Annotated in this window: 8 protein-coding genes; 4 read left to right on the forward strand and 4 right to left on the reverse strand. The window is 48.5% G+C overall.

All coding sequences use genetic code 11. The features are described from left to right. Positions 1 to 10: 10 nt before the first annotated feature. Positions 11 to 2,203, reverse strand: a complete 2,193-nt coding sequence (locus RF679_RS04315; RefSeq protein ID WP_309482988.1) for a phosphocholine-specific phospholipase C — start codon at positions 2,201 to 2,203, stop codon at positions 11 to 13. Positions 2,204 to 2,391: 188 nt separating this feature from the next. Beyond that, positions 2,392 to 4,290 (reverse strand): beta-galactosidase, encoded by a 1,899-nt coding sequence (locus tag RF679_RS04320; protein WP_309482989.1) that lies wholly within the window; start codon positions 4,288 to 4,290, stop codon positions 2,392 to 2,394. 713 nt (positions 4,291 to 5,003) lie between these two features. On the opposite strand from RF679_RS04320, the gene RF679_RS04325 reads away from it, so the two are divergent. The 3 genes from RF679_RS04325 to RF679_RS04335 all read left to right on the forward strand — a co-directional run bounded on the left by RF679_RS04325 (position 5,004) and on the right by RF679_RS04335 (position 10,488). Beyond that, a complete protein-coding gene (locus RF679_RS04325) occupies positions 5,004 to 8,111 on the forward strand; it encodes a TonB-dependent receptor (RefSeq protein ID WP_309482990.1) in 3,108 nt (1,035 codons plus the stop codon). Between the two features lie 170 nt (positions 8,112 to 8,281). Beyond that, positions 8,282 to 8,923: a 2-dehydro-3-deoxy-6-phosphogalactonate aldolase gene (locus RF679_RS04330; protein WP_309482991.1), complete on the forward strand. Its 642-nt coding sequence runs from the start codon at positions 8,282 to 8,284 to the stop codon at positions 8,921 to 8,923. 314 nt (positions 8,924 to 9,237) lie between these two features. Then, on the forward strand, positions 9,238 to 10,488 hold the full coding sequence (locus tag RF679_RS04335; RefSeq protein ID WP_309482992.1) for a DUF3472 domain-containing protein: 1,251 nt from the start codon (positions 9,238 to 9,240) through the stop codon (positions 10,486 to 10,488). 96 nt (positions 10,489 to 10,584) lie between these two features. Here RF679_RS04335 and RF679_RS04340 read toward each other — a convergent pair whose 3' ends face one another. Further along, positions 10,585 to 12,429, reverse strand: a complete 1,845-nt coding sequence (locus RF679_RS04340) for a DUF885 domain-containing protein (protein ID WP_309482993.1) — start codon at positions 12,427 to 12,429, stop codon at positions 10,585 to 10,587. Between the two features lie 409 nt (positions 12,430 to 12,838). On the opposite strand from RF679_RS04340, the gene RF679_RS04345 reads away from it, so the two are divergent. Continuing rightward, a complete protein-coding gene (locus RF679_RS04345) occupies positions 12,839 to 13,978 on the forward strand; it encodes a serine hydrolase domain-containing protein (RefSeq protein WP_309482994.1) in 1,140 nt (379 codons plus the stop codon). Between the two features lie 78 nt (positions 13,979 to 14,056). Here RF679_RS04345 and RF679_RS04350 read toward each other — a convergent pair whose 3' ends face one another. After that, positions 14,057 to 16,492, reverse strand: coding sequence for a methyl-accepting chemotaxis protein (locus RF679_RS04350; RefSeq protein ID WP_309482995.1), 2,436 nt, complete (start codon positions 16,490 to 16,492; stop codon positions 14,057 to 14,059). Positions 16,493 to 16,679 lie beyond the last annotated feature (187 nt).

Consider the following 16,679-nt stretch of genomic DNA (forward strand, 5'->3'; position numbering starts at 1 on the left):
GCCCCGATGGTTACGATCCTGAAATGATCTTTGCGGCTTCGATTTTTCCGTTGGCAGGATCACTAATACTGTCGTGCCCATTTTCGATATGTCCCGCACAACGCCAGGCGTAGTTCTTGTCTTCTGCTACTTGCACTAAGACGTCATACCAATTGCCACTGTCTTTACAAGGCCACGCCACGGTGATGGACGAACGTGCTTCGAGCACGATGTGTTGTGGTGAGTGGCCGTAAAATAGGTCTTGTAGATGCAAGCTCAAGGCGGATTCGCCCAAGTTAGTGCAAATGATTGATAACTGTTGATTTTGATACCGAGTCTGTACAGTTAATTTGGTAGAGATGCGTCCTTGGAATTGACGCAAGAAACCGTTGGGGCCATGCACCCGCAACGTATATTTTGTGCTGCCAAAATCAACTAAAGACCAAACATCACTGCATTGATCACTCGGCGCCAAACTATAGTACCAAGGGCCTGCATTGTGGTTCTGCGCGAAGACGGTAAGGGCTGCACCGCGCTGCCCCTGATTCTTCAAATTCAGTTGAATCGCCGCATCATTGTATTGACCACTTTGAGCCTGGATGAACGTGGCATTCACCTCAATCGCATACGCAAGCGCACGTGCAGGCCGTGGTGGCGCATCACTAGTATTTTCGGTGCGTACTAATTGTTCTAAGCGTGGTGTCTCTGTGCTTTTTTTTGCGGAGCAGGAGAGGTTTGCTTGCTCGATATAGTATTGGTGCGGGGTGATGAAAAGCTGTTGAGGGCGGCTCGCATCTTGTTGTTTGAAATCGAACATCGACAATAAGTTGCCACAGATCGTGCGTCGCCACGCAGAAATATTGGGCTCATGAACACCGAAGCGCTGTTCGAGAAATTGGATGATCGAGGTATGGTCGAATACATCGGAACAGACATAGCCACCGCGCGTCCATGGTGAGGCAATGATAAAGGGGAGGCGCGCACCGAGACCAAAGGCTTCGCCCTTGCTGATCTCGCCCGCCGTACTGACACTGCTATAACCGTCGTGCCGATTGGCGGGTGGTACTGGCGGCAGTACGTGATCAAAGAAGCCGCCTTCTTCGTCATAGCAAAGAATGAAGACCGTTTGTGACCACACTTGAGGATCTTCGGTCAGGACGTCGAGCAAGCGCGCGGTCAGTGACTCGCCATAACCTGGAGGATTTTTCTCAGGGTGTTCACAGAATTTAGTGGGGGCAACGATCCAAGATACCGACGGCAAATTGCCAGAACGAACGTCGGCTGCGAAACGATCCACCAGTGCTTGCGCATCCGCTGTGTTGGTATTGCGGGGCAGACCTTTTTCATCCAATTCGGTGGTCTCACCAGCATAGGCGCGAGCGCGTTGATAGCGTTCTTCTTGTGCCGGATCATTGCGATTGAGATTGCGAAATTGTGGGAAATACGCCAACGCATTGTCGCCAAAGTTGTCGTACTCTTGATAGACTTTCCAACTGACTTTATTGGCGCTTAAACGCTCGGCATACGTGGTCCAGGTGTAAGGTGATTTCCAACCAGCTTTGTCACGTAACATTGAGCCGGTTTCATTGCCATCATCGACATTCGATAAGGCATGGCGTCCATCTCTACCGACCGAGACGCCATTGGTACCGCTGAAGAGAAACAAACGATTCGGATCAGTAGGACCAAACACCGAGGCGTGATAAGCATCGCCAATCGTAAATGCATCGGCTAAGGCATAGTAAAACGGCAGATCGCTACGGGTCAGGTAACCCATACTCATGCTAGTTTTTTCTTTGACCCACACATCATAGTGCGCCCACATTTTTTGACTGTATTTCCAATTATGTGGCAAATCGGCCGGTTGGCACTGCGAACGATCTTCGCTGAGATCGCCGTAACCCTTGAGTGGAAATGGGAGTTGATAGCGTCCGTTATCCATCGGTTGGAACCACACGGGTTTGCCATTGCGCAGCACGCTGGGACGAGGATCCCCAAAGCCACGCACACCACGTAGGCAGCCAAAGTAGTGATCGAACGAGCGATTCTCTTGCATAAAAATGACGACATGTTTGACGTCTTGCAGGCTGCCTGTTCCTTTGGTAGCCGGAATGCTGAGCGCCCGCGCGATGCTGCTTGGTAGGGAAGCACCTGCGCTGCTTGCGACGCCAAACGCTGTGGCACCAGCAAGTTGTTTGAGAAAATCGCGACGTTGTGTAGGCATGTTGAACTTGGGAGGATAAGACGTAGAAAAATCACTTCGCAGAAGCGCAAAGTAAGCGATGATTGTAGTGCAAAGCGAAGCCAACGACTTTGTACCACACTAAATTCTTTGATCGTTTAGTGGCCTTATGAAACACCAACCACTCTACGGGTTGTCCTTCGCTCTTTTTTATCATTGTATGTTCAAGCCTACTCTTCCAACGACGTGCGTAAGAAAATAGGCGGCGCTTCGAGAAAGTGGAGATCAAACATCAAGATCTCATTTTTCCCTTTTTTCAAAAAGACGCTGGGGCAGTATAGACGGTGTTGTGGGCCGAGACGCCAGTAGCGACCGAGGCAGTGACCATTGACCCAGACCAGACCTTTCACCCATTCGTGCATATCGAGATAGCAGTCGCCGAGTTCCTGCAGTGATAGCTCGACCTTAAAGAAATTCCCGTGCTGTTGTGGCGCACCGTGCTGTGCGGTCGATTTCAAGGAACTGATAAAACGCGTATCGAAAGGGAGACGATGTACGCGCCAATCTTTGAGTGGACGCGCTGCTGCTTCTTGCGAGGAGCGAGCGAAAACCTCCGAGACAATGCCTTTGCGATCGATCAGAGAACGTCCATAGTTAATGTGTCCCATGGCTTCGACCAAGATCGATAATTCAGCGTTGGCGGAATGCTTGAGTGTGATTTCTTGACGATGCGTATACAGCTTAGCGTCCGGATATAAAGTGGCGGGGCATTTAGCGCGGCTGATACCAGCTTGATATTGGCGATTCACATGCAGTAGTGCGTAATCGTGTAGCTCATTGATTTGCACAGACTGATTCGCTTCTTTTAGTGTGGTTTGATACAAGACAAAGCCACTATCTTGCCCCATGCTTTCCATCGTTGGTGGCCTTGCGTATGGCTGAGCTGGTGGCAGGTGATGCCAGATCGACGTAAAGTATTGCGCTTGTAGGGGACGATTCATCGACTCCTTCAGCGTTTTGATCGGTTTCGGAATCGGTGGTAAAGCTGCGCCTAAACTCTCAGAGATGATGGTGCGATAGCGATGATAGTTTGCGGTCGCCAGTCCTTGTTCATTGATCGGTGCGGCGTAGTCATAACTGGTGACGTCAGGTTGGTATTCACCTTTTTCTGTATTGGCACCGGCACTAAAGCCGAAATTGGTGCCGCCATGGATGACGTAGAAATTGAAAGACTGACCTGCGTCCATCATTTCTTTGAGGGCGCGACTCATGTCGACCTCTTTACCTTGCATGACGGGGTCGCCCCAATGCGTCAGCCAGCCTGGATAGAGCTCACCGCTCAACACGGGCACGTCTGGGTAATTTTTGCGGGTCTTGAGTATATCCGCCGATTCACCACCAGAGAGCCCAATCGCAGCGCCAGCAAGATTGGTTTTGTTTTGCATGAGCTGGTCGTAGCCATCTTGGGTATAGAACGGTCCATCGATACCATGCTTAATCCACAGTGCTCGCAGTTCTTCGAGGTAAGCATGATCGTTACCGTAGGAACCAAACTCATTCTCAATTTGTACCATTAAGATGGGGCCACCTTGAGTGAGCATATAGGGGCGCACTAGTTTCGCCAAGTGCGCAATATAGCGACTGGCTGCCTGCATATAGCGGGGCGCACGTTGGCTATTGGCGCGCAAGACGCAATCCTCGTCGGCGAGTAAGTAGGCCGGGATGCCGCCCAGATCCCACTCGGCGCAGACGTAAGGGCCGGGTCGAAGAATCACGTGTAGCTGTTCCGCTTGGCAGAGTTTGATGAAGTGAACGATGTCGCGATTCTCGCTTTTGAAATCGAATTGCCCTTGTTTGACTTCGTGGTAATTCCACATGACATAAATCGCGATCGTATTCATCCCCATCGCCTTCGCCATTTGAATGCGATGTAACCAATACGCCTTAGGAATGCGTGCAGGGTGCATTTCACCACTACGAATTTGCAGTGGTTGATCGTTCAGTAAAAATTGATTGCTGTCTTTGGCAAAGCTGAATCTCTGCTGAGCCGCAGCTGCGGGTTGAATCCATTGGGCAGGTGCCAGTAGGCTCAAGCCAGTGATACTTGCGAACTGTCGTCGATTAAGCATAGGAGTAAGTCGTTAAACGTAGAATGAAAAACTTTGAGCAAAAAACAAGGAGCAAGAATATGGAGCAAAGAGTTGCTCAAAGTGAGAGGTGTTGCTAGAAATCTGATGTCTTTAACGATAACTTGTTTTGAAGAAATGGCACAGTTAGTTTGTTTTTGCGCGTCATTTAGTTTTTCTAAAGAGATACATGAAAGTGCGGCTGCACTCATATCATCCGCTGCAAATGGCATGTCAAGTCGCTTGGTTTTTGCGTGATCCATGTTGTTTTTTTGTTGATGACTTGGCTTTACTCCATGCTTTGCCCCGAGAAATTTTGGGGGTAAATCCTAGCTCATCAAGAAATATTCAACGTCGCGCTTTTTTGTTCCACTTGCTTGCGGCTATCGAGACTTGTCGAGAACATCAATTTCTCTCTGATGATCGGTAGTGCGCGGTGGCACACATCGTTGATCTCAAAGTTCACCTAAAAAAAATCTCAATGAGAAGTCAAATTTATGTCGTTGGCGCATTGAATTTGCAATTACTAGACTCTCATCACCAATCAAGCAAGAGCTGTGGCGAGCTTCATAAGAGCGAATGTTCAGAAATTGACTTGATGTGCGACCCGTCCGTGGGGGAGTGGTTGCGGAGAGAGTGGCGTGGTTTGCAAGTCGACATGTAATGGACTTTGCAGGCCACGCTGAGTACCTAGCCAAATCAAATAGATGAATATCATGCCAATCAAAACAAAGACAATGAAACAGAAAGTCATCGCAAAGGCACTTGCGATTGCTTTTGGGACAGCAGTAGTAAGCCTCGGTGTTGGATCAACTGCTTTCGCACAATCGAATGCGACCGGTACGATTTTTGGTCAAGCACCCGTCAATCAAGGCGTCACTGTCGTCATTGAAAATACGGCCACAGGCGTCAGTCGTGTAGTGACGCCCGATGCCAAAGGGAAGTATCAAGCGACCTCAATGCCACCGGGTAAATACCAAGTGAAATTGATGCGTAACGGCGCACTTGAAAAAAGTTTGGAAGTTGAGAACTTAATTGGTCAAGGTGTGGAAGCGTCCTTTGTTACAGAAGCCAATGTGCAAACCGTGACGGTTGCGGCGAAGGTCAATAAAATCGACGTCAGCAACACCAATAATGGCGTTATTTTGACGGCGCGTGAATTGGCGAAGTTGCCGATTTCGCAGAACGTGCAAGCGGTGATTGCCTTGGCACCAGGAACGGTGCGTAATGTCTCAGGTTACTACGGCAATGTATCGAGCTTCGGTGGTGCTTCCGTTTCAGAGAATGCCTACTACATCAACGGCTTCCCAGTGACGAACATTTTGACTCAGGTCGGTGCCTCTGAGTTGCCATTCGGTGCCATTTCGAATGCACAGATTTTGTCCGGCGGTTATAGCTCCGAATTCGGCCGCTCCACTGGCGGTGTGGTGAATATTACGACCAAGAGCGGTACTAACAACTGGGAAGCGGGTGGGAAAATCTCGATGGCGCCAGCAAGTTTAGCGGCACGTCCACTCAATATCTATTTCCCTAATACTGGTGATAATCCTAAGACTGACGGCAAGCTGCAATTCTATAACCGCGACAATCACTCAACTAGTAAAACAGTTGGTTTGTATGTTGGCGGTCCATTGATTAAAAATAAGTTGTTCATGTTTGCGGCTTTAGAACAAACGCGTAGTGATAGCGAAGGTGTTGCAGCAAGCTCTGATACAGCATTTAATGCCAGTGGTTGGTCCGTGAATCAAGCACGTACCACGCGTGGTCTTGTGAAGTTGGATTACAACTTAACCGATGATCACCACTTCGAATACACCCATATTTTGGATGAATCGCGCAATACATCATCGAGCTATGGTTTTAGTTATGAAACCTTCCAACGCGATAATAACAAGCGCAATGGCTCCACTGTTTGGAATGCTGGCAATACGCGCGGTGGTAGCAGTGGAAGTAGCCCAGGTGGAGTGAACGATATCTTCAAATACACTGGTTATTTGACCGATGATTTGACTGTAACGGCACTGTATGGCAAGTCACATACCTCGCCAAAAGTGATCCCATTTGGTTATAACCCAGCGATTAGCTCCGTATCGAGTTCGATCACTTCACGCGCACCAGGCGTCACTTATCCAACGAGTAACCCACAGCCATTTGGTGACCAAGTTCGCCCGGATAGTGGAGACAAGCAGCAGACACTACGTTTAGATATCGAATACAAATTAGGCGCGCACTCACTGCGTGGCGGTATCGATTACAACAAGGCTTCTTCGGTCGTGGGCGCATCACGTCCGGGTGGCCGCAGCTGGGCCTACTTGTACCATAATAATCCGACCACTTGGAAGCCGAGTGGAGCGAACGAAACACTGGCTCAGGGTGGCGGCTACGGTACCCAAGGTTTCTATGTTTCCGAAGGCACCTATTTCAAATCTGGCGAACCATCGACCACACAAGCAGCGCAGTACATCCAAGATCGCTATCAAATCACCGATAATATTTTGTTAGATCTGGGTTTGCGTAATGAGCAATTCCATAACTATAACAACAAGAACCAATTGGTGATTTCACAAACGCGTCAAATTGCTCCGCGCTTAGGTGCAACATGGGACGTCAATCGCGATGGTAGCTTCAAAGTGTTCGCCAATGCGGGGCGTTATTTCATGCCAGTGCCGACGAACTTGGTTGGTAACATGGGCTCGGAATTGAAGACCACTACGCGTTACTACACCTACACTGGGGTTGATCCAGTGACTGGTGTGCCACAGGGTTTGCATCCGATTAGTGACGTCATCGTGAATATCAATACTTCACCTGATGCACGCTCGGTTGCCGCAGAAAATATCAAGCCTTTCTATCAAGATGAAATGTCTTTGGGTTTCGAAAAAGCCATCAGTTCGAGTTTGAATTTTGGTGTCTTGGGAACTTATCGTACTTTGCGTACGACTTATGACGATACATGTGACCCACGCCCTATTTTTGCATGGGGTAAACGTAACGGTTATCCAAATCTTGAAGAAGATACTGGCGGCACCGATAACAGTTTGTATCCATCGTGGTGTATGGTCATCAATACCGGCGAAGCTAACACAGTCTGGTTTGATCCGCATGGTTCCGGTAGTGGTAGTGAACTCGTGAAAGCGCATTTGACCGCAGCCGATATCGGTTTGCCAAAAGCAAAACGTATTTACACCGCTTTGAACTTCTTCTTGGAACATCCATTCCGTGATGGTTGGTACGGTAAGATCAATTACACATGGTCGCATAATTATGGCAATACCGAAGGCCAAACAGATTCTGGTGTGACTGGTGGTGACGTCGCCTTGAGTGCAGGTTCAGACTATCGTGAATTGATGATCGGTTCGAACGGTGACTTGTCGGGTGATCGCCGTCATGTAATTAAGGCCTACGGTTTCTACCAAGTCTTGCCAGAAGTTATGGTCGGTGCCAACTTGCAAATTGCTTCTGGTCGTCCACGTAATTGCTTTGGTCAATTGCCAGAATATGCCGGTCAAGACGTTGGTCATTATGAAGGCAACTACTTCTTCTTCTGTGACGCGAAAGGCGGTGCGTTCTCGCCACGTGGTAGCCAAGGTCGTTTACCATGGACTACGCAATTGGATTTGAACCTGTCATATCAACCAAGCGCGATCAAAGGATTGAACTTGAAGCTTGATGTATTCAATGTGTTTGATAGCCGCACCATCAACTCTGAAAACAGCGGTTCGAATAGCGGCAGTGGCAATATCAGCCCAACTTACCGTCAAGGTGGTAGTCGCATCGGTGCACGTGCCGCACGTTTAACTGCTGAGTACAACTATAAGTTTTAATCGACTTGGCCAAGGCGAACCTCAATTGGTATGTTGAAACGCTGAGTTGGGTTCGATCTTGTGTTGACGCTCTCACCATGCTATGTTGGTGAGAGCGTTTTTTCTTATGCATGTGGTGTGCTTGTTTGTTACTTTTTTGTTGTTATTCTTTTGTTGTGAAGTGAGTTTTTATGCTGAATCTGGCACAGAGTTTGACGGATTTACCCTTGATCGCGATCTTGCGTGGTATTCAGAATCACGAGGTCGTTGAATATGGTCAGGCCTTATACGAAGCCGGTTTTCGTTGCATCGAAGTGCCCCTCAATTCGCCGAATGCGGTTGAAAGTATTCGGCGCTTGGTGGAGGCCTTGCCAGCCGATGGCTGCTTAGGTGCAGGAACGGTGATGAGTGTCGAACAAGTTGAGCAAGTGTATCAGGCTGGAGGCCAACTGATAGTGATGCCGCACAGCGATGTGAACATCATTCGTGCTGGCAAACAACGCGGCATGCAATGTGCGCCGGGCGTGGCGACTTTAACGGAGGCCTTTGCCGCTTTGCAGGCGGGTGCTGATGCGATTAAATGTTTCCCTTCAGAGAGCGTACCACCATCAGTTCTGAAAGCGTGGCGCTCCGTCTTGCCGCGAGAAGTCTTGTGTTTGCCTGTAGGTGGAGTGAAGCCTGATGGTATGGTCGAATATATAGCCGCTGGGGCTAACGGATTCGGGCTGGGTTCCAATCTCTATCGTGCGGGTGACAGTCTTGAAAAACTGCGTGCAAATGCAGTGACTTATGTCACGGCATGGAAGCAATTGAAAGCGATGCGCACAAGTTAGTGACCAGCGACAGTTGGCGTCGCTCAATTATATCGATAGATGATTTATTGTATGTGAGAGAAGGGAGGCGCATCGTGCAGCCTCCTTTTTTTATGATTAAACAAATTTGATTTCTGAGGCTCGCAATCCTGCTCTGGACTAGGCATCAAGTTTTATTTGAGATCTAGTCAAAAAATGATCGCTGTCGCGATCTTCAATTTCCTTCTATTCTGTTTAGACCAAAATGCGTGTGCAGGTTCGCACCTTGTTCAATCAATGTGATTGGCCATGCGCTCGACAATGCATTTCAACTCAAGAATCATTTAGGACAGAAAATGAAGATATCGAATTCGTATCAAGTGATTATAGGCGTGGTGCTCGTACTACTGCAATTGAGTGGCTGTGGTGGCTCCGGCGGCGCATCAAGCAGCACAGTACCGTCGACGGCAACGAGTGGAACACAAACAGGAACGACAGTCAGCAGACCCGAAACCAAAGATTGCGAAAATGGTGCACAGATTACCGCGATCACACCGAATGCAGGTTATGCGCGAGTCGGCTCGGTGTATTCAAAGACGCTGTACCAACCATCGGACAGTTCGCCGAACGACACGCATCAACCGCAAAAAATCCAAGTGCAAGTCACGATGAATGGCAAGGGACTCAGCGGTTGTAACGTTGCCTGGATTCCTAAACAGGGCGAGCAAAGCGGATGGGTCTTTCCTGATGCGCCGAACAGTGATGCCAATGGCTATGTCTCCGCATGGTGGACCGCAGGTAGCGCCCTTTCGCAAAGTCTCGATGTCAGCCTTCAACAAAAAGACGGCACCATCAAATCGACCACGATTGTCGGCAGCGCCAGCCCCCATGCAACCCGTGCCAACTCTATCCATTTATCGTGGAGTACTCCGAACTGGGATAAATTTAGTGCGGAAGTCACGCCGATTACTTGGGAGCCAACTACTTATTACGAAGTGATTGGGATTAATGGTGGCTACACCGGTATTCAGAGCCATCAATTGCTGTTCTCTTTGTGGGATGTGAATGGTGTGAGTCCGGTGGTGATCGATAAGGGCACTTCGAGGTGTTCTAATTTTGGAGGTGAGGGCACCGGCATTAAATGTGAAACAGCGTTCGTACCCAAAACCAATGTGACCTATCGTTTCGAGATGGAAGTAGCAGACGCGCCAGCGGCGACGCAGGATTACACCGTCTATTTCACAGACACCAGTACCAATGTGCGGCAGAAATTAGCCACCATGCGCCTACCACGCCCACAAACCAATGCAGGCGCTTATGGCTTCGTTGAAGATTGGGGAACGGAGGGAAGTTCTTGTATCGATAATAAACCGCGCGCAGCTTATTTCGGTAATGTGAAGTATCTTGATCACGCTAGCGGCGCTTGGGTGAATGTGACAAAAGCGAATGGCACGGCAGTCTACACGCCGACGCACAATGAAGTGTGCAGCAACTATTCTCACACTGTGGAAGCGGGTCGTTTCAAACTCAGCACAGGTGGCACTGCTGTTGGCCAGCCTTTGAATATGCCGGGTGGGCCACGCTCTACGCCGATGGCATTGCCGTAGCAATGATTTGATGGTCTTTAGATTCCTGCTCCAGTGGTCTTGCGCACTTCACCGATAAGAGTGAAGTGCGTTTTTTTATGCCAAATCAGAGCGATATTACTTTGCCGCCGCGATCCAACGATTGATCTGTTGCTCGAGAATAGGCATCGGTAAAGTACCATCACCTACTACCACTTTGTGGAAATCGGCGAGCGTGAATTTAGAACCAAGCGCTTGTTGCGCTTTGGCGCGCAATTCTAAAATTTTGAGTGCCCCAATCTTATAAGCGAGTGCTTGACCAGGAATGACCATATACCGCTCCACTTGGTTTTTCGCGCGTGCTTCGCTATAGCCCAAATTCTCCATCATGTAAGTGATGGCTTGTTCACGTGTCCAGCCTTTGGCATGCATCCCGGTGTCCACGACCAAACGTACAGCACGCAAGAGTTCATCATTCAAATGGCCGAAGTAATAAGCAGGATCTTCGTAAAAGCCCATCTCACGACCCAAGGTCTCTGAATACAAAGCCCAACCTTCCGTATAGGCGGCACTGTTGAAATTCTCTGTATTGAATTTGCGGAAGTTGGGCAAATCCATTTCCTTCAAAAGCGCGGCATGTAAATGATGGCCTGGTTGGCCTTCATGCAAGAACAAGGTAACCATGCCAGTGCGGCTGTATTTTTTAGGATCATTAACCACGGCCCAGAATACGCCAGGATGTGAGCCATCATCCGCAGCGGGTGTGTAGTGGTCGGATGCAGTGGCACGACTTAATTCCGGTTCTAACTGCAAAGACAACTCGGCCTTCGGTAACATCGAGAACAGTGCTGGTAACTTAGCCCGCACTTGTGCGTCGATCTTGCGATACGCCTCTAGCACTTCTTGATCGCTGCTGAAGGGTTTAAATTTGTCTTGTGCCGCGACCCAGGTGGGTAATTGTTTGGAGGGACCGCTATATCCCAGTTGCGGCGCTAACACATCCCATTGTTGTTGAATGCGCGCGACTTCTTTGAGACCTAGTGCATGAATTTCGTCGGGTGTTAAAGACGTCGTTGTATGATCTTTGATACGCGCTTGATACCATGCAGCGCCGTTTGGTAAGGCGTTGAGGCCGGTGCTATCACGTCCCGCTTTTAAGTAATCATGTTCAAGAAATTTCACTAGACGAGTTACCGCTGGATTCAGTTGTTTCTCTATCGTTTCATGATAGGCACGTTTCAGTTTTTCTTGGTCAGCCTGCGAAAACTCTGCCGGCATGCGTTTGATGGGCGAGTAGAAAATACTGTCCTCGACCTTGGTGCTTTGTAGTTGTTTGAACTGCGGCAGCATTGCCACGGTAATCGCTTTGGGATGGACGATCCCTTGCTTGATGCCGACGCGCATATTGGCGATGGCTTGATTAATCCACGGTGTTAATTGTTTGAGACGATTCAAATATGCTTGGTAATTTTTTACCGTATGCAGTGGTTGCGAACCCGTACCGCTTGCATAGTTGGCGACCGTACTGGGTACATTGTCCATCTGGTTGAGTGGTAACAGATGTTCGGGGAAATGTTCAAAATTCAGAGCACTGTCGAGTTCAAAGGCGAGCAGATCGTAGTTGAGCTGTTCTTTGCTGCCTAGCTGATCACGTGAGATCAGTTTGAGCTTGGCCTGCATGGTGTGGTACAGCTTAAATTGGCGCGCACGATTGGCAGGATTGATGCTCAAACCAATTTGATCGTCAAAACGGCTGTCACCGTTGGCGGTCGCCATCATCATCGGTTCGAATTTGGCGCGTGCATCATAGAATGCGTCAGCGAGTTGGTCCAATTGTTTTTTGACTTTAACCGCTTGAGCTAAGTCCACTCGCTCCGCCGCATAAATCGGCGTGGCTGCAAAATTGCTTGCCATTACGGTGCATAGAAGTGCACCGTAGGCGACACGACGAAGCGTCAATACAGATTTTGTTTTAGTTTGCATGATCTGTCCTTTGAACAAAAATGAAGATGCGTAAATAGGTTTGGAAGCTGAGATTAGGAGCTAATTTGGATCGTTTTATATCGGCATAGTTCAACGCCGCGGTTTTAATTGCTTATCTTAGGTCGAAGTGCATGGACTGCTTCATCTGGCCACCACTTGCATCTTTGAGGCGTGGCTGCCGAATGATATCGCTGCAGGATACCAGATTGGTTTGCGTTCAGCTGTGTTGTGAAACTTCCTAGCAACAGCTTACCAATTTGGTGCATGTCGTAAGGAAAGTGTTTTTGCTGTAATCAATTGTAAAAGTAAAGGAAATTTAGCAAACTCTTTTTTATGCTGGCGCAATTCAATCGGATAGCTACTGCGGTAGCGTGTATCAGTTTTGCGATTTGCCGGAGAGGAAGCGTTTATGCTGCAGCGTTCAAATCAATCTTGTTCAATTCTGCCCTATAAAGAACGTGCCATAAGTTTGCTCGTGAGCTTAGGTCTAGTAGCTTGCGGCGGTGGTAGTAGCGACACGCCTGCTAGCACAAGCACTGGAAGCTCAAATGGTGGCGGAACTGGCGGCACAACGTGTTCAGTCAGTCAGTTAGAAACCGACATGACGAACCAGCTTGGACAACTGAGTACCGACGCGGATTTTAGTTTCGCCGTTGAACGTGATGACGGTCGACGTTATGCCTATAACCGTGGCACATCAAGTATGAGCACTTCTTATGAGTCTGCTTCAACTTCGAAGATGGTCTCCGCCATGATTATTTTGCGCTTGGTTGAAAAGGGCTACCTTAAGTTAGAGGATAAACCTCAAGATTGGATTTCGAATTGGCCTATGCCTTTAAATTCGCCTTTGCGGAATATGACTCTGGCGAATCTATTGAGCTTTACATCGGGGCTGACCGAGGAATCGACATGTATCAATGTGGGTATTTCAAATTTTGAATCCTGCGTCGCTAGTATCGCAAATGTTAATCAAAATAATACTGCGCAGCCGGGCACTGAGTTTTATTATTCCAGTAGCCACTCGCAAGTGGCTGGTTTGATGGCGATCAAGGCGCGTGGTGTGAGCTCGTGGCAAGAACTTTTTTCTGAATTTAAACAACAAACTGGCCTATTTAAGAGCGCGGCTTATGATTTGCCGTCGCTGAGTAATCCGCGTCTTGCTGGCGGTATGCATTGGAATGGTACTGAGTATCTTGATTTTTTAAGTGCGCTCAAAGCTGGGAAATTATTGACGCCGGCGATGCAAAATCTGTATTTGCAAGATCGGACCGCGAATGTGAAGTTGACCTACTCGCCCGCCGCTGCATTAAACGAAGTGTGGCACTATGGCTTCGGATATTGGCATGAATGTCAAAGTTCAAGCTTTAATTGTATGCCTGCGTCCCGCATTTCTAGTCCCGGTGCTTATGGCGCTTATCCTTACTGGGATCGTAATAAATCTTACGTTGGTATTATCGCTCGCCAAGGTGCGCTAGGGACTTTCCCAAAGGGAGTGGATATTGAAAGAGCGATCCGTCCAAAAGTCGAAGCGTGGGTGGCGTGTAAATGATGAAGTGCCCATGAGATAAAAAAATAGAGCCAAGCAATGCTTGGCTCTATTCTTATTTGGAAAACGTCGAAAGTGCGCCTAACGAGCTGCAGAAAGATTGAAGAATTGCATGAGACTTTGGAGTTGCTCGGCCTGATCCGACAAGATATGAGAGGTTGCGGCGAGTTCTTCAGATGCCGACGCATTTTGTTGTGTGACCGCGTTCAGCTGCTCCATTGCTCGACTAATTTGATGGAGTCCAGCTGATTGTTCCTCTGAAGCTGCGGCGATCTCTTGTACCAAGTCAGAAGTCTTACCGATCGAAGGCACCATGTCAGTGAGCAATTTCCCTGCACGCTCAGAAATAGATACCGAGTTGGAGGCGAGTTCGCCGATCTCTTGTGCCGCAATTTGGCTACGTTCGGCCAGTTTGCGAACCTCGGCAGCCACCACAGCAAAACCCTTGCCATGCTCACCAGCCCGCGCTGCTTCAATGGCTGCGTTCAATGCCAACATATTGGTTTGATAGGCAATGTCATCCACAATCCCAATTTTGCCAGCGATGTCACGCATGGCTTGGATGGTCATTAATACCGCCTTGCTGGTTTCTTGGGCCTCGTTCGCTGAGCGATTGGCAATACCATCGGTAATCTTTGCGTTCTCGGTATTTTGTTGTACTGATGCGGACATCTCAACTACGGATGAACTCGTTTGCTCGACCCCAGAAGCTTGTTCCGAGGTTGATTGTGACAGGCTCTGTGCGGTCGCACTGACTTGTTCTGCTGCATTGCTCAGTTGATCGGCAGCAGCACGAACTTCGTTAATGATTTCCGCCAACTTCTCACTGGTCGAGTTCGTGTTCTCTTTGATTTGCTCAAAGGCACCTTCGTAATTCTGAGTAATTTTCTGCGACAGATCCCCATGCGAAAGCGCGCTCAATACGCGGATCACATCATTCAAACCTTGGGCACTGGTCTTCATTAAATGGTTCATGCCAGTGGCAAGTTGCAGATAGAAACCTTGCTTGTTTTCTTCGCTAATGCTTTGCGTGAAATCACCGCTCGCCGCGGCTTCTACTACGTAGCCAATTTCTTTTTCGATCGCCAATTGTTCAGTAATATCCAACCATTGACCTACGGTGCCGATTTTCTCGCCCGTTGAGGAGGCGATGGGGCTACTAATCACATCGTAATCACGCCCACCAAGTGTAAGGCGCGATTTCACAGTGCTGTTCAAGTTACGAAGACGTTCAAGTGCTGCAGCAGGGTCGTTGTAAAAAATGCCGATGCTGCCGCCCAGAACTTTGTTGGCATCGAAGCTTGGAATTTGCGCGCGGAATTGTGGCTCGTATTTATGCAGAGTATCTTTGAGCGCATGGTTGATATAGGTGATGGTGCCATCGTTGTCGGCAATACGAACAGGCACAGCAACAGAATCCAAAGCCATTTTGATGCGGGCATTGGTGTCGGCCTCTAACACGTTGGTTTGTAAGCGTTCACGTACCGCATCCATTTGCTCTTTGCGAATGGCTTTGTCCCCGGGTTGTTGCGGTAGGCTGTTTTCGAAATTGTTTTGCCCGTATTGACCGATCAGATCAGTCAGTGTCTGAACATCACGATTTTGTACTTCTACTAGGGCATTAATCTGTTTGGCAAGCTGACCAAATTCGCCTGGTAAATCTGTTTCGACGATGCGTGCGGCGAGCTTACCTTCTTGTTGATCGACGCTGAGTTTTTGGACACGATCATTGACGCTCTTAATGCGTTTAATGAGTTGATCGGTTGATGCCAGCAGACTGCCTTGATCATTGTCGTGCAATTCGAGCTGAACAGCGAGGTTGCCATTCGTGACTTCACGCACCGCATTCGCGACGACTTCAGGTTCGCCGCCAAGTTCGGTCAGAATTTCTTTGACCAGTTTGCGAGCGATGCGGAACAAGGCTGTTGCACCGAGAACGAGAATAACTATGTCAAAAATAATCGCATTGCGACCTTGGGTTCGGCTATTGAGATTCACGGATTCAGTGTATTTTTCAATCTCATCACCAAGCTTTTCGAGGCCTTTTTCCAAGGTCTCGAAATCTTTTTCGAATTGTTCCCAAGTTTTGTTAGCTTCGGCGCTTCGCTTGATGCTGGCTTGTGCGACGATTTCTGCAGAACGTAGATAGCTATTGAGATCACTACTGAGATTAGTGAGAATTGCTTTTACGTCCTTGCTGCCACCTTGCTCGACCGTAGCGAGATGATCCTTAAAAGTATTGCTATGTTCTTTGAGTTCCGCAAGGACGCCTTGTTTTTCGGCCTCAGTTGCTTCAGTATCGTTAGCGATGCGCATCGCATTTAAGACATCGGCACGAATGGTGTCATGCAGCATATCAGCGTTCATTTGCGAGCGTAGTATTTTGCTCGCTGCCACCATTTCTTGGCTTGATTGACTCTGTCGATAGGTATTAACAATGCCGATGAGGCCGACGACGAGTAAAAGGGCGAGTGCAACGCGAACCAGAAAGTTAAGGCGAGACTGCAAGCTACGCATACCGAACTCCTTGAATTGTCACAGACAATATTGGCGATCAAGCCAACCGGGGATAAGGTGCAACGCATTGGCGTTGGCACGTCCGAAGAACTTTGCTAAACAGTATTCTTATAAGGAGATTATTGCCTTGTGTCAAGAAGTTGACGTGCGGAATGAACCTGAAAAAGACAATTGTAAAAAATTGTTG

The sequence above is a fragment of the Undibacterium cyanobacteriorum genome, assembly GCF_031326225.1.
Taxonomy (GTDB): domain Bacteria; phylum Pseudomonadota; class Gammaproteobacteria; order Burkholderiales; family Burkholderiaceae_D; genus Undibacterium; species Undibacterium cyanobacteriorum.